The 22,001-nt window shown below is 41.9% G+C and carries 19 protein-coding genes; 9 read left to right on the forward strand and 10 right to left on the reverse strand.

Features of this window, described 5'->3' with window-relative positions; translation table 11 throughout:
- Nucleotides 1–115 precede the first annotated feature (115 nt).
- From mdh to AB5217_RS05690, 5 genes are all read left to right on the forward strand, one after another.
- Entirely contained in the window at nucleotides 116–1,057 is a 942-nt protein-coding gene (gene mdh, locus AB5217_RS05670) for a malate dehydrogenase (RefSeq protein WP_004297234.1), read from the forward strand.
- A gap of 272 nt (nucleotides 1,058–1,329) precedes the next feature.
- Entirely contained in the window at nucleotides 1,330–2,793 is a 1,464-nt protein-coding gene (locus AB5217_RS05675; protein WP_032844077.1) for a TolC family protein, read from the forward strand.
- A gap of 92 nt (nucleotides 2,794–2,885) precedes the next feature.
- Nucleotides 2,886–3,878, forward strand: coding sequence for an HlyD family secretion protein (locus tag AB5217_RS05680; RefSeq protein WP_004297231.1), 993 nt, complete (start codon nucleotides 2,886–2,888; stop codon nucleotides 3,876–3,878).
- A gap of 2 nt (nucleotides 3,879–3,880) precedes the next feature.
- Nucleotides 3,881–5,062, forward strand: a complete 1,182-nt coding sequence (locus AB5217_RS05685) for an ABC transporter permease (RefSeq protein ID WP_004297230.1) — start codon at nucleotides 3,881–3,883, stop codon at nucleotides 5,060–5,062.
- Nucleotides 5,063–6,322: an ABC transporter permease gene (locus tag AB5217_RS05690; RefSeq protein WP_368117361.1), complete on the forward strand. Its 1,260-nt coding sequence runs from the start codon at nucleotides 5,063–5,065 to the stop codon at nucleotides 6,320–6,322.
- Between the two features lie 147 nt (nucleotides 6,323–6,469).
- On the opposite strand, the gene AB5217_RS05695 is transcribed toward AB5217_RS05690, so the two are convergent.
- Nucleotides 6,470–7,039 (reverse strand): porin family protein, encoded by a 570-nt coding sequence (locus AB5217_RS05695; RefSeq protein ID WP_004314733.1) that lies wholly within the window; start codon nucleotides 7,037–7,039, stop codon nucleotides 6,470–6,472.
- Between the two features lie 398 nt (nucleotides 7,040–7,437).
- Here AB5217_RS05695 and AB5217_RS05700 point away from each other — a divergent pair, with 398 nt between their 5' ends.
- From AB5217_RS05700 to AB5217_RS05710, 3 genes are all read left to right on the forward strand, one after another.
- A complete protein-coding gene (locus AB5217_RS05700) occupies nucleotides 7,438–7,803 on the forward strand; it encodes a BlaI/MecI/CopY family transcriptional regulator (protein ID WP_004305524.1) in 366 nt (121 codons plus the stop codon).
- An 18-nt stretch (nucleotides 7,804–7,821) separates the two neighbouring features.
- Nucleotides 7,822–9,639, forward strand: coding sequence for a M56 family metallopeptidase (locus tag AB5217_RS05705; RefSeq protein WP_004297224.1), 1,818 nt, complete (start codon nucleotides 7,822–7,824; stop codon nucleotides 9,637–9,639).
- Nucleotides 9,640–9,828: 189 nt separating this feature from the next.
- Nucleotides 9,829–11,742, forward strand: coding sequence for a TlpA family protein disulfide reductase (locus AB5217_RS05710; RefSeq protein WP_004324704.1), 1,914 nt, complete (start codon nucleotides 9,829–9,831; stop codon nucleotides 11,740–11,742).
- A gap of 329 nt (nucleotides 11,743–12,071) precedes the next feature.
- Here AB5217_RS05710 and AB5217_RS05715 read toward each other — a convergent pair whose 3' ends face one another.
- From AB5217_RS05715 to mnmA, 8 genes are all read right to left on the reverse strand, one after another.
- Nucleotides 12,072–13,172 (reverse strand): Mrp/NBP35 family ATP-binding protein, encoded by a 1,101-nt coding sequence (locus tag AB5217_RS05715; RefSeq protein ID WP_004297220.1) that lies wholly within the window; start codon nucleotides 13,170–13,172, stop codon nucleotides 12,072–12,074.
- A gap of 90 nt (nucleotides 13,173–13,262) precedes the next feature.
- Complete coding sequence (gene trmB, locus AB5217_RS05720; RefSeq protein WP_004324703.1) at nucleotides 13,263–14,021, reverse strand: tRNA (guanosine(46)-N7)-methyltransferase TrmB; 759 nt, start codon at nucleotides 14,019–14,021, stop codon at nucleotides 13,263–13,265.
- Between the two features lie 109 nt (nucleotides 14,022–14,130).
- A complete protein-coding gene (locus tag AB5217_RS05725) occupies nucleotides 14,131–14,754 on the reverse strand; it encodes a DUF975 family protein (protein ID WP_004297218.1) in 624 nt (207 codons plus the stop codon).
- 45 nt (nucleotides 14,755–14,799) lie between these two features.
- The gene (locus AB5217_RS05730) at nucleotides 14,800–15,846 is read right to left on the reverse strand and encodes a branched-chain amino acid aminotransferase (RefSeq protein ID WP_080598049.1); all 1,047 of its coding nucleotides are present in this window, start codon (nucleotides 15,844–15,846) and stop codon (nucleotides 14,800–14,802) included.
- 24 nt (nucleotides 15,847–15,870) lie between these two features.
- Nucleotides 15,871–16,080 carry an exodeoxyribonuclease VII small subunit gene (gene xseB / locus AB5217_RS05735; protein ID WP_004324701.1) on the reverse strand — a complete coding sequence of 70 codons (210 nt, stop codon included), beginning with the start codon at nucleotides 16,078–16,080 and terminating at the stop codon, nucleotides 15,871–15,873.
- Nucleotides 16,081–16,140: 60 nt separating this feature from the next.
- Nucleotides 16,141–17,430, reverse strand: coding sequence for an exodeoxyribonuclease VII large subunit (gene xseA / locus AB5217_RS05740; protein WP_004324700.1), 1,290 nt, complete (start codon nucleotides 17,428–17,430; stop codon nucleotides 16,141–16,143).
- 114 nt (nucleotides 17,431–17,544) lie between these two features.
- Nucleotides 17,545–18,912: a S8 family peptidase gene (locus AB5217_RS05745; RefSeq protein ID WP_004324699.1), complete on the reverse strand. Its 1,368-nt coding sequence runs from the start codon at nucleotides 18,910–18,912 to the stop codon at nucleotides 17,545–17,547.
- Between the two features lie 24 nt (nucleotides 18,913–18,936).
- Nucleotides 18,937–20,022, reverse strand: coding sequence for a tRNA 2-thiouridine(34) synthase MnmA (gene mnmA / locus AB5217_RS05750; protein WP_004305546.1), 1,086 nt, complete (start codon nucleotides 20,020–20,022; stop codon nucleotides 18,937–18,939).
- 110 nt (nucleotides 20,023–20,132) lie between these two features.
- Between mnmA and AB5217_RS05755 the strand changes: the two genes are divergently transcribed.
- Complete coding sequence (locus AB5217_RS05755; protein ID WP_004297212.1) at nucleotides 20,133–20,996, forward strand: hypothetical protein; 864 nt, start codon at nucleotides 20,133–20,135, stop codon at nucleotides 20,994–20,996.
- Here AB5217_RS05755 and AB5217_RS05760 read toward each other — a convergent pair.
- A complete protein-coding gene (locus AB5217_RS05760; RefSeq protein ID WP_004297211.1) occupies nucleotides 20,986–21,993 on the reverse strand; it encodes a metallophosphoesterase family protein in 1,008 nt (335 codons plus the stop codon). The genes AB5217_RS05755 and AB5217_RS05760 overlap by 11 nt on opposite strands.
- Nucleotides 21,994–22,001 lie beyond the last annotated feature (8 nt).

Consider the following 22,001-nt stretch of genomic DNA (forward strand, 5'->3'; position numbering starts at 1 on the left):
ACTTCGACCTTTAACTAAAATTATTACGGAAAAATTTCTTTAATCAGGATTATCGTTGTAATTTTGTCGCGCTAAAAGATAAAACAAATTATCAACTTTTTAAATATATAGTATTATGTCAAAAGTAACCGTAGTAGGCGCAGGTAACGTAGGTGCTACATGTGCAAATGTACTTGCTTTTAATGAAGTAGCAGACGAAGTAGTAATGCTGGACGTTAAAGAAGGCGTTTCAGAAGGTAAAGCAATGGATATGATGCAGACAGCTCAATTGTTGGGTTTCGACACTACATTGGTAGGCTGCACGAACGACTATGCTCAAACTGCTAACTCTGACGTTGTTGTGATTACTTCAGGTATTCCTCGTAAACCGGGTATGACTCGTGAAGAACTGATCGGTGTGAACGCTGGTATCGTTAAATCGGTAGCAGAAAACCTGTTGAAATATTCTCCTAACGCTATCATCGTTGTTATCTCCAACCCAATGGATACAATGACTTATTTGGCATTGAAAGCTCTGGGCTTGCCGAAAAACCGTGTGATCGGTATGGGTGGTGCTCTGGATAGCTCTCGTTTCAAATATTTCTTGTCTCAAGCTATCGGTTGCAACGCTAACGAAGTAGAAGGTATGGTTATCGGTGGTCACGGTGATACTACGATGATTCCTTTGACTCGTTTCGCTACTTACAAAGGTATGCCTGTAGCTAATTTCATCTCTGCAGAGAAATTGGAAGAAGTTGCTGCTGCTACTATGGTAGGTGGTGCTACGCTGACTAAATTGCTAGGTACTTCTGCATGGTATGCACCGGGTGCAGCAGGAGCATTCGTAGTTGAATCTATCCTTCACGACCAAAAGAAGATGGTTCCTTGTTCTGTATTATTGGAAGGTGAATACGGCGAATCAGATCTTTGCATCGGTGTTCCTGTAATCCTTGGCAAGAACGGTATCGAAAAGATCGTTGAACTGAACCTGAACGAAGACGAAAAAGCTAAGTTCGCAGCTAGCGCAAAAGCTGTTCACGGAACTAACGCTGCTTTGAAAGAAGTAGGTGCTCTGTAATTAAAATCCCCTTACTTTATATATCAAGAAAGGCTGTTCCTCGCCATGAGGAATAGCCTTCTTTCTTTTCAACAGAATCCATCCCCACTATATTTCTAAAAAAAGCTAATTCGTTTTGAGTTCTCACAGAAAGCACATACATTTGCATCGTTGTTTATGCAATTATTGTTTAAGTAAACAAGTACAAAAAAACAGACTACTTTAATAAACAAATTGCATAAGAACAGGGTTATTTAAAATAGAAGTACCACCTTATTAATATGCAAGATGCGATGAAAAAAGTTTTTCTTCTGACATTTCTGTTAAGTTTCACTTTTACAGTAAAAGCGCAGAGCTTTCTAAGTCTGGATAGTTGCCGCGCACTAGCTCTTGCCAACAACAAAGATTTGTTGATAAGCAATGAAAAAATAAGTGCGGCTCATTATCAACGGAAAGCTGCATTTACAAATTATTTGCCTAATTTCTCGGCAACGGGAGCTTACATGAAGAACCAGAAAGAGTTTTCATTATTAAACAATGACCAGAAAGCCGCGCTTTCAGGGTTAGGAACGAATCTGGCTGGCCCCATCCAACAAGCTGCAACCGAGATTGCAACAGCACATCCTGACTTGGCACCACTTATTTCTTCCTTAAGTGGAAAATTAGGAGCGGTGCTGCCCGCCCTCGATCAAGCGGGAAACTCTTTAGTGGATGCACTCCGTACAGACACCCGAAATATCTATGCAGGTGCCATTACATTGACACAGCCTTTATACATGGGCGGGAAAATCCGGGCGTACAACAAAATAACAAAGTATGCCGAAGAGTTGGCTCAAGAACAACATCACGGCGGTATGCAGGAAGTAATCATGAGTACGGACCAAGCCTATTGGCAAGTCATTTCACTGGTTAATAAGAAGAAGTTGGCGGAAGGTTATCTAAAGCTTCTGCAACAGCTGGACAGCGATGTAGAGAAAATGATTAATGAAGGAGTAGCCACCAAAGCGGATGGTTTGTCTGTACGCGTCAAGGTAAATGAAGCCGAAATGACACTGACTAAAGTGGAAGACGGATTGAGTCTTGCGCGAATGTTGCTGTGTCAACTATGTGGCATTGATCTTAGTTCTCCCATCACACTGGCAGACGAAAATATGGAAGACATTCCATTACTGACAACGGACCCTCATTTCGATCTATCCACCGCTTATGAGAATCGTCCGGAGATACGTAGCCTCGAATTGGCAACGCAGATTTATAAACAGAAAGTAAATGTAACCCGTGCGGAGCATCTTCCATCCATCGCATTGATGGGGAATTATATGGTAACCAATCCCTCTGTTTTCAACAGCTTTGAAAACAAGTTCAAAGGTATGTGGAATGTGGGAGTTATGGTACAGATACCTATATGGCACTGGGGAGAAGGTATTTATAAAACCAGAGCGGCAAAAGCCGAAGCTCGTATTGCACAGTACCAACTTCAGGATGCTCGTGAAAAAATAGAGTTGCAGGTCAATCAGGCTGCATTCAAGGTAAAAGAAGCTGGTAAGAAACTGGTAATGTCTTCTAAAAACATGGAAAAAGCGGAAGAAAATCTACGCTATGCAACACTTGGTTTTAAAGAAGGAGTGATTGCCACCAGCAATGTTCTTGAAGCACAAACAGCATGGTTGTCTGCTCATTCAGAAAAGATTGACGCGCAAATAGATGTGAAGCTGACGGAAATCTATCTGAAGAAGTCTTTGGGAACGCTGAAATAAATAAGATTCGGAAAAATAAAGTTAAGAACCCAATCAGAAACAACCCAATCTCTAACCAACTCACAATCTATAAATCATAATTCATAAATCATATGGCACCTATAAAATCACAAAACAGCAATATGCTTCTTGCATTCCTTACTCTGTTGGGAGTTATTGCAATCGTTGCAGTCGTCGGTTTCTTCATGCTCCGCAAGGGTCCTGAAATTATACAGGGACAGGCTGAAGTTACCGAATATCGCGTTTCAAGTAAAGTTCCGGGACGTATACTGGAATTTCGCGTGAAAGAAGGCCAAAGTGTCAATGCCGGAGATACGCTGGCCATTTTGGAAGCTCCTGACGTGGTAGCAAAAATGGAACAGGCACGTGCTGCTGAAGCTGCCGCACAGGCACAAAACGCAAAAGCAATCAAAGGCGCGCGTGAGGAACAAATCCAGGCGGCTTATGAAATGTGGCAAAAAGCCCAGGCAGGCGTTACCATTGCCGAGAAATCATATCAACGCATCAAGAATCTCTACGAACAGGGAGTGATGCCTGCACAGAAACTGGATGAAGTGACTGCGCAACGGGACGCAAGTATTGCAACAGAGAAAGCTGCCAAAGCACAATATACCATGGCGAAGAATGGAGCGGAACGTGAAGATAAGATGGCTGCGGAAGCTTTGGTAAACCGGGCGAAAGGAGCTGTTGCCGAAGTTGAATCGTATATTAAGGAGACTTATCTCATTGCTCCGGCTGCCGGGGAAGTTTCTGAAATATTCCCGAAGGTAGGCGAATTGGTTGGTACCGGTGCTCCTATCATGAATATCGCTGAACTCAACGATATGTGGGTAACATTCAATGTACGCGAAGATTTGCTCAAGAACCTGACGATGGGGTCGGAGTTCGAAGCTATCATTCCTGCTCTGGATAATAAAAAGATCCAGCTCAAAGTATATTATCTGAAAGACTTAGGCACTTATGCTGCCTGGAAAGCAACCAAAACGACCGGACAATTTGATCTGAAAACATTCGAGGTGAAAGCTTCTCCGGTAGAGAAAGTGGAAAATCTCCGTCCGGGTATGTCTGTTATCATTGACAAGTAACCATGAAAGAGAGAGAAAAGAAATATATAGCTTTGTGGCAGGTTATGCAAAGAGAGTGCCGGCGATTGGTATCACGCCCGCTCTATCTCTTCTGTATGGTCATTGCCCCGCTGTTTTGTTATATATTCTTCACCACTTTAATGGATTCGGGGCTTCCCAAGGATCTTCCTGCGGGAGTGGTGGACATGGATGATTCGTCTACTTCCCGTAATATTGTCCGCAATCTGGATGCTTTTTCGCAGACAGGGGTTGTAGCTCATTACAGCAATGTAACAGATGCGCGTATTGCCATGCAGGAGGGAAAAATCTACGGGTTCTTCTATCTCCCCAAGGGTTTATCGGCAGAGGCACAAAGCCAACGGCAGCCAACGATCTCTTTCTATACCAATTACTCATACCTGATTGCAGGCTCTCTATTGTTCAGGGATATGAAAATGATGGGAGAACTCACCTCCGGAGCTGCAGCCCGAACGATGCTGTATGCCAAAGGTGCGACAGAGGATCAGGCTATGGCTTATCTGCAACCGATCGTAATTGATACACACCCACTAAATAATCCGTGGCTGAACTATTCGGTATACTTATGTAATACACTGATACCGGGAGTACTCATGCTATTAATATTTATGGTTACCGTTTATTCAATCGGTGTGGAAATCAAGGATCGCACTGCCCGCGAATGGCTACGAATGAGTAACAACTCCATTTACATTGCATTGGCAGGAAAACTGCTTCCCCACACAATAGTCTTTTTCATTATGGGTATATTTTATAATGTATACCTGTATGGATTTCTGCATTTTCCTTGCAATAGCGGCATATTCCCGATGATATTCGCCACACTGTGTCTCGTACTAGCATCTCAATGTTGTGGTATTGTTATGATAGGAACTCTGCCGACTCTACGACTCGGATTAAGTTTTGCTTCCCTGTGGGGAGTCATATCGTTCTCCATTTCCGGTTTTTCATTCCCGGTCATGGCTATGCATCCTGTTCTACAGGCTTTGAGTAATCTATTCCCGTTGCGGCATTATTTCCTGATTTACGTCGATCAAGCACTCAACGGATATAGTATGGCTTACTCATGGACCAACTATATGGCACTATTAATATTTATGATGCTCCCCTTCTTTGTGGTTCATCGCCTGAAGGAAGCATTGGTTTACTATAAATATATACCCTAAATGAAAGATATAAAATTAAAAGACAAGATAGCCCAAGGCATCAATGACCTGTTTTATATCTGGAAGCGGGAGTTTCAGACAACTTTCCGCGACCAGGGGGTGCTGATATTTTTCATACTCGTCCCATTAGGTTATCCGTTGTTGTATAGTTTCATTTATGACAACGAAGTAGTGCGTGAAGTTCCTGCCGTTGTTGTAGACGATTCACATTCATCTCTTAGTCGTGAATATCTCCGTAAGGTAGATGCCACACCCGATATTCAAATCGTCTCTTACTGTGCTGATATGGAAGAAGCCAAACAAATGCTAAAGAAGCGGCGTGCGTATGGTATCATTTATATCCCTTCGGATTTCAGCGACAATATTGCCAAAGGAAAACAGACACAAGTCAGTATCTATTGCGACATGAGCGGATTGTTATACTATAAATCGATGCTTCTTGCCAACACTGCCGCTTCTCTGGATATGAACAGGGATATCAAAATTGCACGTAGCGGAAACACGACCGACCGTCAGGATGAAATCACTGCTTATCCGATAGAATATGAAGAAATCTCCATCTTCAACCCCACTGCCGGGTTCGCCGCTTTCCTGATTCCTGCTGTATTGGTATTGATTATCCAACAGACATTATTGCTCGGCATCGGTCTCGCTGCAGGAACTGCTCGTGAGAACAACAGATTTAAGGATCTTGTACCTATTAATCGTCACTATAACGGGACGTTACGAATTGTATTAGGAAAAGGATTGAGTTATTTCCTAGTTTATATATTGGTAGCTTTCTACGTACTTTATGTCGTTCCAAGATTGTTTAGCCTCAACCAAATTGGGCAACCCAGTTCATTAATATTATTCGTTGTCCCCTATCTTGCGGCTTGTATCTTCTTTGCGATGACAGCTTCTATTGCCATTCGCAATCGGGAAACGTGTATGCTGATTTTTGTATTCACATCAGTCCCCCTGTTATTTATTTCAGGAATTTCCTGGCCGGGAGCAGCTATTCCTCCGTTTTGGAAGTATGTATCCTACATCTTCCCCTCAACGTTTGGAATTAACGGCTTTGTAAAAATCAACAATATGGGAGCCACTCTTAGTGAAGTAGCTTTTGAATATAAGGCTTTGTGGTTGCAAGCCGGCATTTATTTCCTGACCACCTGTTGGGTATACCGCTGGCAAATACTGATGAGTCGCAAACATGCAATAGAGAGATACAAAGAATTAAAAGAGAAAGCAAACTTATCCAAGCAGATAAGTGATTAATGAGTAAGAATTACAAGAGAGAGAATTAACGGTGTATCCTTTCAATGGGATATGCCGTTTTTTTCAAATAAGAACATGAAAATCCCCCGTTCCAAGAGAGTATAGAACGAGGGATTTTAGAGATATTATAAAGAGAGTATAATAAGTTTAGAACTTGTAACCTACACCGATAGAGAAGTTCATGTTCTTCGGTGCACCGTCACCATCAGCCAATTTAGCCAAACCAAATTCTCCTGATAAGTCAATAAAGAATTTATTAATTTCATAAGCAACGCCTACACCGAGACCTGCATCAAATCTTTTTGCTCCAAATTGATCATCACCGTCACCAAAGAAATCAATTTTTTCATCACCAATTTTACACTTACCAGCAATACCAAATGCAAAATAAGGACCAGCTTTCACTACAATATTCTGGTTATCAGCAATTGCAAATCTTGCAGCAGCCAATACCGGAATCTCCAAATACATTGGATTCATTTTCACTTCATCCTGTTTAGCACCTTTTTGAGTGAACATCAACGAAGGTTGAATAGACCACATATCAGAGAACTGATATTCCATGCCAACGCCTACATTGAATCCAATCCTCATGTCAGTATCCATATCCCCAGTAAAGTTACTCATGTTCATACCAACTTTGGCATTCCAAGAAATCTGAGAATAAGAAACGATAGAAACAAGTGCAAATAGCACAAAAATCAAACCTTTTTTCATATCATTCATTTTTTAGTTTGCCTTCCTCTTCCCTTTGGTTGGCATTGTTAGTTAATAGTTCTGTTTGAAGTGTGGGGAATTATTCGCAACCGGTTAAAGTATTGAAACGCACTCTTCCGTATTTAACGTATGTTTTGTAGCCGCAAATATATTTCATTTATTTTATATAAAAAAATCCGACACACTCTATTTTTTGCATAAATGTTATTAAAGTGTGACTATTTAGATAAAAATAATGCTCATCCTGTCTTTTTTTATGCTTAAATATTTTCCACGCAATAAGACTATTAAAATATTCTTGCAAGATTTATACATTTACAATTATTAACCGACTAGCTATTGCTTGCTTACGAAATATTCGTAGATTTGCGAAGTATTCGTAATTAAACAACATCTCCATGGAAAAGTTAACTATACAAGAAGAAGAAGTAATGATCTACATTTGGGAGTTACAATGCTGTTTCGTAAAAGACATTGTTGCAAAGTATACGCAACCGGCACCTCCTTATACCACAGTAGCATCTATCGTAAAAAACCTCGAGCGGAAAGGATATGTCACACCGAAACGTGTGGGTAATACCTACCAATATACTCCTGCCATTCGCGAAAATGAATATAAACGCCATTTTATGAGTGGCGTAGTTCGTAACTACTTTGAGAACTCTTACAAAGAAATGGTTTCTTTCTTTGCCAAAGACCAGAAAATTTCGACCGATGATCTCAAAGATATTATCGAACTCATTGAAAAAGGAAAAGAAAATTAATAGAAAACATTCATCACCATGACTCCGGAACTAGCTTATTTTCTAAAGATAAATGTAGCGATAGCTCTGTTCTATGCATTCTATCGGTTGTTTTTCCATAAAGACACCTTCTTCCATTGGCGTAGGATGGCTTTGCTATGTTTCTTTGCCATCTCCATGCTTTATCCTTTACTGAATATTCAGGGATGGATAAAAGCTCACGAACCAATGGTGGCAATGGCAGATCTTTATGCAACCATCATCCTTCCGGAGCAAGTAGTTACTCCTTTACAAGAGCCTGTAATGAACTGGCAAGAGTTTATCATGCAGCTCGCGAAAGTTATCTATTGGAGCGGAATGTTATTACTAGCCACACGTTTCTTTGTACAACTGGGCAGCATCATCCGGTTACACTTCCAATGCTCAAAAAGCAAGATACAAGGAGTACGCGTACATCTATTAAAGAAAAAAACCGGCCCTTTTTCTTTCTTCCACTGGATATTCATACACCCACAATCACATACGGAATCTGAAATCAGTGAAATTATTACTCATGAAGAGACCCACGCCCGTCAATACCATTCGGTAGACGTACTTATCAGCGAGATAATGTGTATCTTTTGCTGGTTCAATCCATTTATCTGGCTGATGAAACGGGAAGTCAGAGGAAACCTCGAATACATGGCAGATCACCGTGTATTAGAGACGGGGCATGATAGTAAATCATACCAGTACCATTTGTTGGGACTGGCACATCACAAGGCTGCAGCAAATTTATCAAATAGTTTCAATGTTTTACCACTCAAAAATCGTATTAAAATGATGAATAAACGAAGAACGAAAGAAATAGGAAGGACAAAATATCTGATGTTTCTTCCCTTGGCTGCTATCTTAATGATTGTCAGTAACATCGAAATGGTAGCACGTACCACTGAAAAATTTGCCAAAGAAATGATGGGACAAGCAACAGAAGAAGTTGCCATGCAAGCTGAAACTACGGATATTCCGGAACTTCCTACAGAAGATATTCAAGGAACTACACTTCCACGGGATAAGCAAGAAAAGGAAATGGCGGAAACTCAAATCAAAAGTGTACCAGATTCCGTTGTCTTCCAGGTTGTAGAAGAAATGCCGGATTTTCCGGGAGGAGTACAGGCACTGATGGACTACTTATCGAAGAACGTCAGATATCCGGCTGAAGCACATGCAATCGGTGCACAAGGACGTGTGATTGTAAGCTTTACTGTCAAAAAGGACGGAAGCATAGCCGATACGAAAGTGGAGCGAAGTGTCAATCCGTATCTCGACAAGGAAGCCATGCGTGTAATTGCCGCCATGCCCAAATGGAAACCCGGCAAACAAAGGGGGGAAGCAGTGAACGTGAAATTTACAGTTCCTGTTGCTTTCCGGCTATCCGGTCCTGAACTTCCCAAAGCAGAAGAAGTAAAGCAGTCCGACATGGATGAAGTAGTGGTGGTGGGCTATGCTGCAAAAGATGATCCAACTCCAGAGGGAGGCAGTGTAAAAGGAGAAAATGAAGACGAAGTATTCACCATGGTAGAAGTAATGCCTAAATTTCCGGGAGGACAAGCCGGTCTGTTCCAATATCTGGCTAGAAGTATCAAATATCCCGTCATCGCTCAAAAAAGTAAGGAGCAAGGCAGAGTCATCATACAGATGGTTATTAGTAAAGACGGAAGTTTGTCGAATATCAAAGTCTTACGCAGTGTATCTCCGTCACTGGATGCAGAAGCCGTACGCGTAGTGGGTAATATGCCTAAATGGGAACCAGGAATGCAAAAAGGACAACCTGTTTCTGTCAAGTATACCATTCCTATCGTATTCAGGTTACAGTAATTTCTCTCTCCGGTGCCGCCCCCTTTCCTCATCGGTGAGGAACGGGGCGTTCATCGGTGGGAAACACCTTTCTCCCCGGAGCCGGATATATCCTTCTCCAGTACAAAAAAATCATTTCTTTTTTAGTTTTTTACAAGGATAGTTATAAAAAGATCCTTATATTTGTTCGTGTAATAAAACATTATTCACATGAAAAGATTCGTATGGATTATCGGTTTGATATTCTGCATAACCTGCACCATACAAGCCAAAGACAGAGTGATCGAGCGTCCTCCTTTTCTTGCATGGAGTTCCAATAGTATTGAGGTCGATAAAATTGTCATGAGTGATACAGTGACAACAGTGTATATAAAGGCTTTCTATCATCCTAAATATTGGATAAAAATAGCTACGGGCAGTTTCCTGAAAGACAACAATGGAATGCTTTATCCCATTCGAAGAGGAGTTGGAATCACATTAGATAAAGAGTTCTGGATGCCGGAATCAGGAGAAGCGGAATTCCAATTACAATTTCCTCCCATACCCGAAAATGTAACCAGTCTGGACTTCTCGGAAGGAGATTTTGACGGAGCATATAAGATATGGGGCATACAACTGGATAAGGACGCATTCTATAAACAGAAACTTCCCAAAGAAGCAGTCGTGCACAAAATAAATAAGAAAGCGATATTGCCGACTCCTAAGTTAGTCTATGGAACTGCCACCCTTAAAGGAAAAATACTAGACTATCAAAAAGAGATGATAAAGCAAGTGAAGATGCACATAGAAAGTCCTGCACTGAATATCCACAACGAACAGAATATCATAAAAATCAAGGAGGACGGCACTTTCCTGGCGGAAGTAAAGGTTGCATCTGTCACAAGCGTAGCATTGGAATTTCCTTTTGGTTGGATTGAATGTCTGATAGCTCCCAATGAAGAGACATCACTCATTATAAATACAAAGGAACTTTGCCGCAGACAAGCACATCTACAAAGAAAAGATAAAACGTATGGAGAGCCTGTATACTTCAATGGTTATCTGGCTAGCCTACAACAAGAATTAGCTTCAGTAGATATAGATATTGTATTAAAAAGCGTTTATTACATGGATATGTACAATGACATTGTCGGGAAAAGTGCAGATGAATATAAAGCTTATGTACTTGAGCGCCTTCCATCCGTTCGAAAAGAAATTGCGCAATCCCCATACAGCAATGCGTGCAAAGAGCTATTAAATATCCTGGTAGACCTGGATGCGACCGGCAAAATCGCCATGACGGAGAGAGAACTAAAATCAGCACATATTGCTGTTAACAAACTGAATAGAGAGCAGACTGATGATTATTTTTATAATACCCGCATCGATACTCCTAAAGGCTACTATGACATACTGAAGGAATTCAGTTCTATCAACACTCTTAAAGCTTTATACGGCAAATATTACGCGTCAACGATATATTTAATAAACTTTCTGCCGAATTCTTTAGATGTACTTAAAGAGACACTAAGAACGGGACAGGGACCTCTATTCGATAACATTAAATTTAATAAGCTATATCAATCCATTAAGGATTTTACCCCGTTAACAGCAGAACAGAATGTTGAATTAAAGACTTTTTCTTCCCCGGTATATGCAGAGATGCTTACTCAAGTTAACAAAGAGATAATAAAAAAGATAGAATTAAACAAAAGAAAGACAGGCTTCACTGTTAACGAGACTGGACAAGTCTCCAATGAAGATTTATTCCCATCCATTATCTCTAAATTCCGGGGACACACACTGTTAGTTGATTTTTGGGCAACATGGTGTGGCCCTTGTCGCACAGCTAATAAAGCCATCACTCCAATGAAAGAGGAATTAAAAGACAAGGATATTATCTACCTCTACATCACAGGCGAAACTTCCCCCAAAGGTACCTGGGAAAACATGATTACCGATATTCATGGTGAGCATTTCCGTGTGACAAATGAGCAATGGAGCTTTCTAATGTCCAACTTCAATATCCGAGGAGTTCCCACTTATTTTGTTGTTGATCCGGAGGGTAATATCACCTTCAAACAAACTGGATTTCCCGGAGTAGACACCATGAAAAAAGAACTCATGAAAGCTTTGAATAAATAATTCAAACGTAAAAAATAGATCAAGCAGAAATCGTTGTTGATATACGCCATAAATAAATGCAAGACCCCTGATTGATATAGAAAAAATAGTGACGGTATATGCTTAGGATAGTGACGGTATATGCTTAGGATAGTGACGGTATCGTTGTCATATACCGTCACTATTTATATTGGATAGCGTCACTATTTTGTAGAAGAGAATCCGCCAACAACGGATTCTATATGATCCTAATAAATAAACGAGCCTCCATAGTCTTTGAAAAGACTACAGAGGCTCGCTCTATATCCTATGGATAACTTACTGCAAAGCTATCCAACTCCAGATTCCATTTATTTATGCATTTCCACGATTTGAGTCGGAGCCATCTCTACATTCCGGCGATCTACCTGACGAACAACACTGGCAGCCAGGGATAAGAAAGCGCGTCCGGTCACGGAGTCTTCATCCAATGCAACGGGAGTACCATTATCTCCTCCTTCACAGATGCTTTGCACGATAGGAATCTGCCCCAACAAAGGAACATTCATTTCTTCAGCCAGTTTCTTGGCACCTTCTTTACCAAAGATATAGTATTTATTCTCGGGTAGTTCAGCGGGAGTAAACCAAGCCATATTCTCAACCAAACCGAGAATAGGTACATTTACCTTATCGTTGGTGAACATATTGATTCCCTTACGGGCATCTGCCAAAGCAACCGCTTGCGGAGTGCTGACAACAATCGCTCCTGTCATGGCTAATGTTTGAACAACCGTCAAATGAATGTCACTGGTTCCGGGAGGAAGGTCTATCAGGAAATAATCCAAATCTCCCCAGGCTGCATCAGCTATCAACTGTTTCAACGCATTACTTGCCATTCCGCCACGCCACAAAGTTGCCTGATCCGGATCGACAAAGAAACCGATAGACAATAATTTCACGCCATACTTCTCTACCGGAATAATCATGTCACGACCATCTATACGTTCAGCATAGGGGCGTGCATCCTCCACCTGAAACATCTTAGGCATGGAAGGACCGAAAATATCAGCATCGAGCAAGCCAACCTTATAGCCTAATTTAGCCAAAGCAACTGCCAAGTTCGCAGACACCGTAGACTTACCTACTCCACCTTTACCGGAAGATATACCGACTATATTCTTCACTTGTGGAAGGAGCTTGCCAACTTCCGGACGAGCGGCTTGCTTACTCTCTGCTGTGATTGTTACCTGCACATCAGGAGAGACATACGTATGAATAGCTGTTTCCGCAGCTTTCAACATTGATTTCATAAACGGATCAGTCGGTTTCTCAAAGATCAATGAAAAGCTGACAGTCATACCATCAATACGGAGATTATCGGCAACCATCTCCGCTTCCACCAAATTCTTTCCCGTACCGGGATAACGCACCGTTGCCAATGCATCCAATATCAATTTAGGATAGAGAGTCATTTTATTTACTATTTGACGATTTACAAATTACTATTTAAAGTCACTATTCAGATGGCTGCCGGTTCACTTTAGGGTGATTGTCCCGGCAAGCTATTTGCTTGTGCTTAGACCGCTACGCTTGCTGCGGTTGTAGCTACGATAGGGATCAAGCTCTATTTCTACATCCGGCTCTTGCAGTTTACCTTCCTGCGGAAGCCGGAATTTGATATACTTTATATCTAAACCACGATCCAGCCACTGTTGTTCATAATAGGTTTTAATACCGAGAATATTATCTACCAGATCAGAATGATATAAATCTTCAGTCATAAACTCAACCGGAAGTTTGTTCGCCTCAATCATGTATTTTGTATAGGTAAACATAAAGTTGCTGTCCGTTTTCAGGTGGATAATACCATTCGGTTGCAAAAATTTGCGATACCTTTCCATAAAATAGGTAGAAGTCAGTCGCTTGGTTGCTTTCTTCATTTGCGGGTCAGAGAAGGTAAGCCATATTTCACTCACTTCGCCTTCAGCAAAAAAACGCTCGATGATTTCAATATTGGTACGCAGGAAAGCGACATTCTTCATTCCGGCCTGTAATGACTCCGTTGCTCCCGTCCACATACGGGCGCCTTTTATATCCACTGCTATAAAGTTCTTTTCGGGAAACATCTTACCCAGGCCAACAGTATACTCACCACGTCCGCAACCCAACTCGAGCACAATCGGATGATCGTTTTTAAAAAACTCCTTGTGCCATTTCCCTTTCATGTCAAAAGGCATGTTATCTACCGCCGAATAAGGATATTCGAACACGTGCGGATAACTCGCCATATCGGCAAACTTTTCTAATTTATTCTTTCCCATATCAATCCTGATTAGGTTGCAAAGGTACTGATTTTGAAGCAACCGACAAAAAGAAATGGAGCACAGATTTCTCTATGCTCCATTCTTCTATAGTACTGAATGAGTCTTATCAAATCTCAACATTCACTTCAACGTTTACCTCTACACTTCCGCCTTGTTGTGCTTTCAAATCTTCATAGAAAGCAGCACGCGAAATAGCAACATACGGTTGCAGGAAAAGAAGTCCAATACCCAAAGTGAAAATACAAAGGATAGCCCAGCCAATGAAACTTAAATCAAGCATGAACAGCTTCATCTTGTTCCCTTCCATCATAGCCATACTTTTCTCAATAGCTGCATTGTTTTTCATTTCCGGTTCATCTTTCAAGATAAAAGATGTCATTGCATAAGAATAAGACTTAATGATACCCGGTATAACCAGCAACAGTGACCACAAAATTGTATAGACAGCCTGAAGCAACATAGTTACAAAAATACGTCCATAATCCTGAAAGCCTTCGAACAAAACACCAAAATCAATGTCTTTGCCTCTACATACGCCAAGCATTACAATAGTAAAGCCGTATGCAACCGGAAGTCCAACAAACAATGAACATAATCCGCCAATCACAGGAATAGCAGATAATCCACCGGCAATTGCTGAATAAATAAGTGCAGCAACGGCTGCCATAGGCCACTTTCCTCGAAGTGCCTCACGCGCCTGCGCACGTAGTTCTGAGTTTAGTTTTAACATAGTGAATAATATTAATTGATAAATGTGTTATTTCATAATATACAATTACTCTACAATCGTCACCCAACCATGTGTATCCGGTTCGTCGCCATACTGGATTCCACGCAACTTATTGTACAATTTCGTACAGATAGGTCCCGGCTTGCCGTCTTTAGAAATCACATAAGATTTTCCATTTTCCAAATCATCGATACGCTGAATCGGGCTGATTACTGCGGCAGTACCACAAGCACCAGCTTCTTCAAATGTTTCCAGTTCTTCTTCCGGTATCGGACGGCGTTCCACTTTGATACCCATGTCTTCTGCCAACTGCATCAAGCTCTTATTGGTAATAGAAGGTAAGATAGAAGATGATTTCGGAGTGATATAAGTATTATCCTTAATACCGAAGAAGTTGGCAGCACCACATTCATCAATATATTTCTTTTCTTTTGCATCAAGGTAGAACTCGCAGGAATAGCCCAGATCATGTGCCTTCTTGTTAGCACGAAGACTGGCTGCATAGTTGCCACCCACTTTATAAATACCTGTTCCATGAGGAGCGGCACGGTCAAACTCACGAATGATAACGTACGGATTGGTAGAGAAACCACCTTTGAAGTACGGTCCTACCGGAGTTACGAATACTACAAACATATACTCTTCTGCAGGATGCACGCCTACCTGGGCACTTGTTCCGATCAACAGCGGACGAATGTAAAGAGAAGCACCGGTTTCATAAGGAGGGATAAAACGTTCATTCAACTTCACCACTTTCAGGATTGCTTCTTTGAACCGTTCTGTCGGAAGTTCTGCCATCAGAATTCCCTGGCAAGTAGATTGCAAACGGGCAGCATTTTCTTCCAAACGGAAAATACGAACTTTGCCATCTTTTCCACGGAATGCTTTCAGTCCTTCAAAAGCTTCCTGACCATAGTGTAAACAGGTTGCCGCCATGTGCAAATTGAGGTGTTCATCACTACTGACCTCTAATTCTCCCCATGCACCATTATGGAAGTTGATTCTCACATTGTAATCTGTCTTCATGTATCCGAACGACAGATTCGCCCAGTCTATTTCTTTCATATTGTTATGTATTAGTTTATTTTCCATTGCATTGAAACGCAAAAATAACTTTTATTCTTCAGATTGCCTCTTTTCTTGCAATAATTTTTCGACTTCCCGATCGGCTTTTGTTAGTTTATCCTTGCAAAAGGCTATAATTTCATTGGCTTCTTTTATTTTCTCACTCAAAATGTCGATATCCAGTTCGTTATTATCTATCTGGCGAACGATCTTTTCAAGACGTTCCATTGCTTGGGAATATGTTTCTTTTTTTACTGCCACGATGATTGATATTTAATGGTTAATAATGAATGTTTTTACAAATACACGTTTGACGGATAGCTACTTTTCTACTACCGATCGAACTTCTCCTTTCGATAGCCGGGTTATCAAATGCTCTCCCGGTTTCAGTAAAGAAGCATCCGTCACCGCTTTCCCATCCTTTATTGTAATACTATATCCCCGACTCAAAAGTTTATCCGGAGAAGCGTCCGCTATTCGTTGTTGCAAAAGTTCCAACCGGTGAGATTGACGGGCCACCAATGCTTTCGTCACCTGTGACAAATCTTTCTTTGCTGCCAGCAAAGAAAAACGGGCGTCCGCAAGTTTGCGATGAACAAGATTGGGAATACGGGTTTGGAGAGTTTCCAACCTTCGTCGTTCCAGATCAAGAAGCATATAAGCTCCCTGTTGAATCCGCATAGATAATTCTTCCAGATGCTCCGCGACTTCCGCTACCTGGTGAATCAGGAGTTCGGCAGCAGCCGTAGGAGTTTTCACCCGGGTATGAGCCACGGAATCAAGCACTGTATCATCGCGTTCATGCCCAATACCGGTAATAATAGGTAATGGAAATTGCGCACATGCAGCTGCCAATAGATAAGTATCAAAGCCGGACAAATCGGAAGTAGCTCCACCGCCACGAATGATGACTACTACGTCAAATTCATTGATGCGGGCATTAATACGATCCAAAGCAGCCAACACGGATTCCTCCACCTGATTTCCCTGCATTAAAGCCGGAAAAAGCTCCGTATAGAAAAAGAACCCGCCCGAATTGTGCTGCAACTGATGACAGAAATCTCCATATCCGGCCGCAGTAGCCGAAGAAATGACAGCAATACGCTGGGGAAGAATCGGTATCTCAAGCTCTTTATTCAGCGTCAACACTCCCTCCTCTTCCAACTGCAATAATATTTCCCGACGGCGACGAGCCATATCTCCCAATGTATAAGCAGGATCAATATCAAGTACCGTCAGACTATAACCGTATAGCTCATGAAACTGAACTGTTACTTTCACCAACACCTTAATGCCGGAAGTAAATAGCTGCCCTGTGGTTTCCTCAAAATAAGGTTTCAACAAGCGGTAGATATTATTCCAAATCATACCGCGTGCCTTGGCTACGAGATTGTTGCTGCGAGGATCTTTCTGCACGAATTCCAGATAACAATGCCCTGTCGTATTGGAACGGACATCGCTCAACTCTGCCTGTATCCAATATTCATCGGGCAGGCATTGCTCCAGACTACGGCGCACGAGTGCATTCAGTTCTAAAAGAGAAAGCCTCTCCCCACCCTCTTCCAAAGAGGGAGATTCTGATTGCTTGGACTTATACATATTATTGAGCATCATTCGTTTATATAATAAATCAGGAACAGGTCACACACTTTTTTTAAATAAGAGTAACTTGAAAGCAACTACAAATTCCGTGTTTTACAATAGATAATTAGTTAGCAAGGACACTTATTTCCTTTCTGTGGAAGAAGACTGGAGGTAAGCCTTCCACAAATCAGGAATACCATATCCATATATATTATCCGGGAAATCAGCTCTGTCACCTGACTGACGCACCAAATCAATAATCTGCTTTGCTGTCAGCTTCGGACAAGCCTGCCACAAGCAAGCTACCATACCGCACATAATCGGAGAAGCAAAAGAGGTTCCATTGGCGCGACGAAGATTTCCATCCGTTCCCATCACATCTGAATTTAAACCGACAGCCACTACGTCGGGCTTCACACGTCCGTCAGCCGTATTTCCTACAGAAGAAAACGGCGCCAGTTCTCCTCTTTTTGTTACAGCTCCTACAGTTATGATATTCTCCGCATCTCCCGGAGGAGTAATCTTCTTCCACGAACCCGCGCCCGAATTTCCGGCACTGCAAACAACTACCATTCCTTTATCGGCAGCCTTCGCAGCTTCACGGGACATCAGCGCATAATGACCATTCAAGTCACGGTATCTATAATTCTTCGCAGGATCGTCAAATGAGTAGTAACCAAGCGATGTATTCACTAAATCCACTCCTACACTATCGGCAAACTCGATAGCTGCCGCCCAATAATCCTGCTCTACCAAATTTTCCGAATATTCGTCTTCACTACGCAGCAACCAATAAGAAGCTTCAGGAGCAGTGCCAATCATCACATGCGGCTGGTTCATTGCCATACAGGACAATACAGACATTCCATGACTGCTTTCTGCATAAATATCTGCCTCCGGATTCACAAAGTCACGCACACCGAGGATACGGATATTTTTCATGGCATCAATCTTATCCACATTATGGAAGCCGGCATCAATCACGGCAATGGTCATTCCCTCTCCCTTAAAACCTGCATCATGCAGGAGATCGACGCGGCTCATAGCCGCTTGCGTGATTGCAGGACCGTAAAGGCTATCGGTGCGCAACGGTTTATTTATCAATGAGTCTCTTTGAAATGCTCTTTGCGTGATACCTTTCCACACTCTTTCTGTAGAACGTACAAAAGGCAGTTGAGCTATTTCGCTGATTAACATACTGTCATTACAAGAAACAGTGACGAAATTATCCCATTTTCCGGTCACAAGTACATGAACACCTGTTTTCCGTATGGCATCTACATATTTCCTGCAAACCGGTAAATCGGTAGAATCAATAGGCAATCCCTGTTTTTTTCTCCGCTCGATAGATTTCTTAGACAAATACTTTTCCGGTTTTTGCAAGGAATAGTCCGTAGCCGCTTTGTCTTTCAGACTAATTCGATATTTTAAGGTATCTCCCGGAGTAAACTGGGCAAACACACCCAAATACATATTTAAAGCGAGAATCAATACTATAAACTTCTTCATAAGTTATCTTTCTATTTTAATCAATCATAATTCTTCATTTTCCATAATCACCAGCCCGATTCCTCTTTGGGAAGCAATGAAAGCTCCTCCCAGCACCCGTTTTCCATCATAAAACACAGCTGATTGTCCGGGAGCAATGGCCGAAGCTATTTCAAGGAAATGTATCAACAAACGTCCGTCTTCCAATCTTTTCACCCGGCAAGGAATCGGACGACTGCGATAACGAATCCGTACCGTCAGATTCTCACATCCGAACAATTCCCGTTCATCCACCATTTTATCCTGCTCCGCCAACATGTATTCAGTTTCCAGCTGGTCGGCATTTCCAAGCATCACCGTATTTTTCTGCGGATTGATTTTCAACACATAGGCAGGCTTTCCTAAAGCGATCTCCAATCCTTTTCGTTGGCCAATCGTATAATAAGGTGCTCCTTTATGCTTCCCAAGCTTCACTCCTTCAGAGTTAACAAACCATCCCGGTCCAATTTCACTATCCAGTTCGGGGCACTGCTCACGAAGAAAATCACGGTAATCCCCCTTGATAAAGCAGACTTCCATACTTTCTCCTTCTTTCGACTTTGCTTCATATCCTTTCTCTGCAAGATACTCACGAACCTTCACCTTCGTATAATCTCCCAATGGGAAAATACAACGTTTCAGCACATCCTGCCCCAATCTCCAGAGAAAATACGACTGGTCTTTCTTATCATCGTCTCCGGCTACTATATAAATATTTCCGTTTTTCTCTTCCAATCGTGAATAATGTCCGGTAGCCACCCATGCACAATTCAACTTATCCGCCCACTCCGTCAAAACACGGAACTTAAACAACGGATTACACATCACGCACGGATTCGGTGTACGCCCCTGCTTATATTCGTCTATGAAGTTTTTTACGATGGTTTCTTTAAAAGGAATACGTTCATCTGCTACATAATGTTCGATCCCCATCCGTTCAGCCAACTCCCTGGCATCCTGTGGTTCATCTCCCCATACGCGCATGGTAACCCCTACAATCTCGTATCCTTGTTCCTGCAGCATCAAGCAAGTAGCGGTGCTGTCTATGCCACCACTCATACCTACCAATACTCTCTTATTTCGTTCTTCCATTCGAATTTTGAAAATTTACATGGATACAAATGTACGAGATTTCAAAGAGAAAAGTTGCTTTTCTGAAAGAAAATCCTTATATTTGAAATATACCAAAAGCGAGAACAATTATGGCTAACCCCAGATTACCGGGCATTTCCGAAAACGAGCAAGCCTTATTGTATGCCAAATTGAATGAGTACAACCGAGGCAGAGCCTCTTTTAAAGAGGTAGGAGTCTACCTGGTGGTGTTGCCCCGACCGGGGAAACCAAATTATTCCCTTTGGCTGTACTCTCCCCTGCCCGAAAAGCAATCCATTCTTTATATACATGACCTGTCACCAGACATCAACGAATCCCTGCGGATGGCCAGCACGATGTTTTATTATTCGAAGCGTTGCATCATCCTGGTAGATTACAATGAGAAAAGAATGCAGAGTAACGGTGACGATCTTATCTTCTTCGGAAAATACCGGGGACATTTTCTACATGAAATCCTCAAAATAGATCCCGCCTACCTAAGTTGGGTAGCATACAAATTCATTCCCAAAATACCGAAACAGGAACGTTTCGTCAAAATAGCACAAGCTTATCATTCCATACACCTGGATATAATGATAAGAAAATCGAGGGAGAAGCGTTCATCCAGCCGTTATCTGGGAGAATTAGGAGAAAAGCTGACAGACTTAAAATTAAAAGTCACCCGGGTAAGATTGGAAGACGATCCGTACAAAACAAGAGTGAACGGCACTACCCCACAGTTTTTTGTCAAGCAGGTACTGACTTTGACCGATGCCAGTGGAAATTTAGTCACCATGAGTATTCCATCAAAAAATCCCAGTGCGGTTTCATGCACTCTATCCGGGATAGAACATGAATACCGACTGGGAGATATTATCTACGTTGCATCGGCGAAAGTATCGCGCCGATACGAAAGCTATGGTTCAAAATACACGCGCCTTAGCCATGTGAAGTTCGCAAGCCTCAACGTTTAGTCCAATCGTCTTTGACAAAACTTGCCGGATAAGAGATTTTATCCACCACACCGTCTTTCTGACGAATCCAAGATGTGAATGTACGGGCACCCTCATCCAATACGATGATACGCGCACCATTCGGCAAATGGTTATATTCCGTATTTCCACCGGTAAAGCGTCCATAAGCCAGAAGGATATCTTTCCACATCACTGCATAGTCATTATCGTGGTCGTGTCCTACAAACATACCCATCACATCACCAGCTTCTTTCATCGCTGCAAACATTCCTGTATTCAATTTAGGCGCACAGGCTTCCTCCATACGAGTTCCACGAAGAATTGCATTTTCGCTACGGGCAGCTTCATTGTATTCAGGAAGAGGAATATGGAAAAAAGCAAGAGCCGGCAGAGGCTGTCCGCCGTTTTGCACTTTATAAGCCGCACTCTGTTGACGATACCAATTTATCTGGTCGAATGTAAGCCATGCATACCCCTTCACATCTTTCAAAGGAGAATAAGAGTGAGAATCCATGCAATATAGCAAAGCAGCATCCTTCTTTAGATTGGAAGACGATTTCACTGTCAATACATAATCCGGCGATAAAACTGTTCCGCGATCAGGCAATAAATTGCCGGGAACTTGACGGATGATATCATATAACTGTTCCCGTGTCATTCCCTGTTCATTGTCATGGTTACCAAAAGTGACCACAAAAGGTAGTTTACGTTTAACTACCGGTTCCAGTACCTGCAACATTCCGGAATCCGCCGGAGCAGAATAAACAACATCACCGGTAAATATCACCAAATCCGGACGTTCGTCATCAAGCACCTGATTAATACGTTCCAGAGCTATATCTGAAGCCCGATTTCCATATTTAAAATGCACATCGGTAAATTGCACAATCTTGAATTTACCATCTTTGCTAAATTTCAGTTCACTCTTCTGAGCCATACAAAAAGTCGTTACCAATAAGAAGGCAAGTGTTAAGTAAATTTTAAAAAGACGAATCATAATTATTT

Origin of the sequence: Bacteroides sp. MSSM.1001136sp1_RTP21357st2_D2_RTP21359_211015, assembly GCF_040913205.1 — a bacterium.
In the GTDB taxonomy this organism is placed as follows: Bacteria; Bacteroidota; Bacteroidia; order Bacteroidales; family Bacteroidaceae; genus Bacteroides; species Bacteroides ovatus.

Bases quoted from the DNA above. Each gene is read 5' to 3' on its own strand.
- mdh (WP_004297234.1), top strand. From the start codon at position 116: ATGTCAAAAGTAACCGTAGTAGGCGCAGGTAACGTAGGTGCTACATGT.
- AB5217_RS05675 (WP_032844077.1), top strand. From the start codon at position 1,330: ATGAAAAAAGTTTTTCTTCTGACATTTCTGTTAAGTTTCACTTTTACA.
- AB5217_RS05680 (WP_004297231.1), top strand. From the start codon at position 2,886: ATGGCACCTATAAAATCACAAAACAGCAATATGCTTCTTGCATTCCTT.
- AB5217_RS05685 (WP_004297230.1), top strand. From the start codon at position 3,881: ATGAAAGAGAGAGAAAAGAAATATATAGCTTTGTGGCAGGTTATGCAA.
- AB5217_RS05690 (WP_368117361.1), top strand. From the start codon at position 5,063: ATGAAAGATATAAAATTAAAAGACAAGATAGCCCAAGGCATCAATGAC.
- AB5217_RS05695 (WP_004314733.1), bottom strand. From the start codon at position 7,039: ATGAAAAAAGGTTTGATTTTTGTGCTATTTGCACTTGTTTCTATCGTT.
- AB5217_RS05700 (WP_004305524.1), top strand. From the start codon at position 7,438: ATGGAAAAGTTAACTATACAAGAAGAAGAAGTAATGATCTACATTTGG.
- AB5217_RS05705 (WP_004297224.1), top strand. From the start codon at position 7,822: ATGACTCCGGAACTAGCTTATTTTCTAAAGATAAATGTAGCGATAGCT.
- AB5217_RS05710 (WP_004324704.1), top strand. From the start codon at position 9,829: ATGAAAAGATTCGTATGGATTATCGGTTTGATATTCTGCATAACCTGC.
- AB5217_RS05715 (WP_004297220.1), bottom strand. From the start codon at position 13,172: ATGACTCTCTATCCTAAATTGATATTGGATGCATTGGCAACGGTGCGT.
- trmB (WP_004324703.1), bottom strand. From the start codon at position 14,021: ATGGGAAAGAATAAATTAGAAAAGTTTGCCGATATGGCGAGTTATCCG.
- AB5217_RS05725 (WP_004297218.1), bottom strand. From the start codon at position 14,754: ATGTTAAAACTAAACTCAGAACTACGTGCGCAGGCGCGTGAGGCACTT.
- AB5217_RS05730 (WP_080598049.1), bottom strand. From the start codon at position 15,846: ATGGAAAATAAACTAATACATAACAATATGAAAGAAATAGACTGGGCG.
- xseA (WP_004324700.1), bottom strand. From the start codon at position 17,430: ATGCTCAATAATATGTATAAGTCCAAGCAATCAGAATCTCCCTCTTTG.
- AB5217_RS05745 (WP_004324699.1), bottom strand. From the start codon at position 18,912: ATGAAGAAGTTTATAGTATTGATTCTCGCTTTAAATATGTATTTGGGT.
- mnmA (WP_004305546.1), bottom strand. From the start codon at position 20,022: ATGGAAGAACGAAATAAGAGAGTATTGGTAGGTATGAGTGGTGGCATA.
- AB5217_RS05755 (WP_004297212.1), top strand. From the start codon at position 20,133: ATGGCTAACCCCAGATTACCGGGCATTTCCGAAAACGAGCAAGCCTTA.
- AB5217_RS05760 (WP_004297211.1), bottom strand. From the start codon at position 21,993: ATGATTCGTCTTTTTAAAATTTACTTAACACTTGCCTTCTTATTGGTA.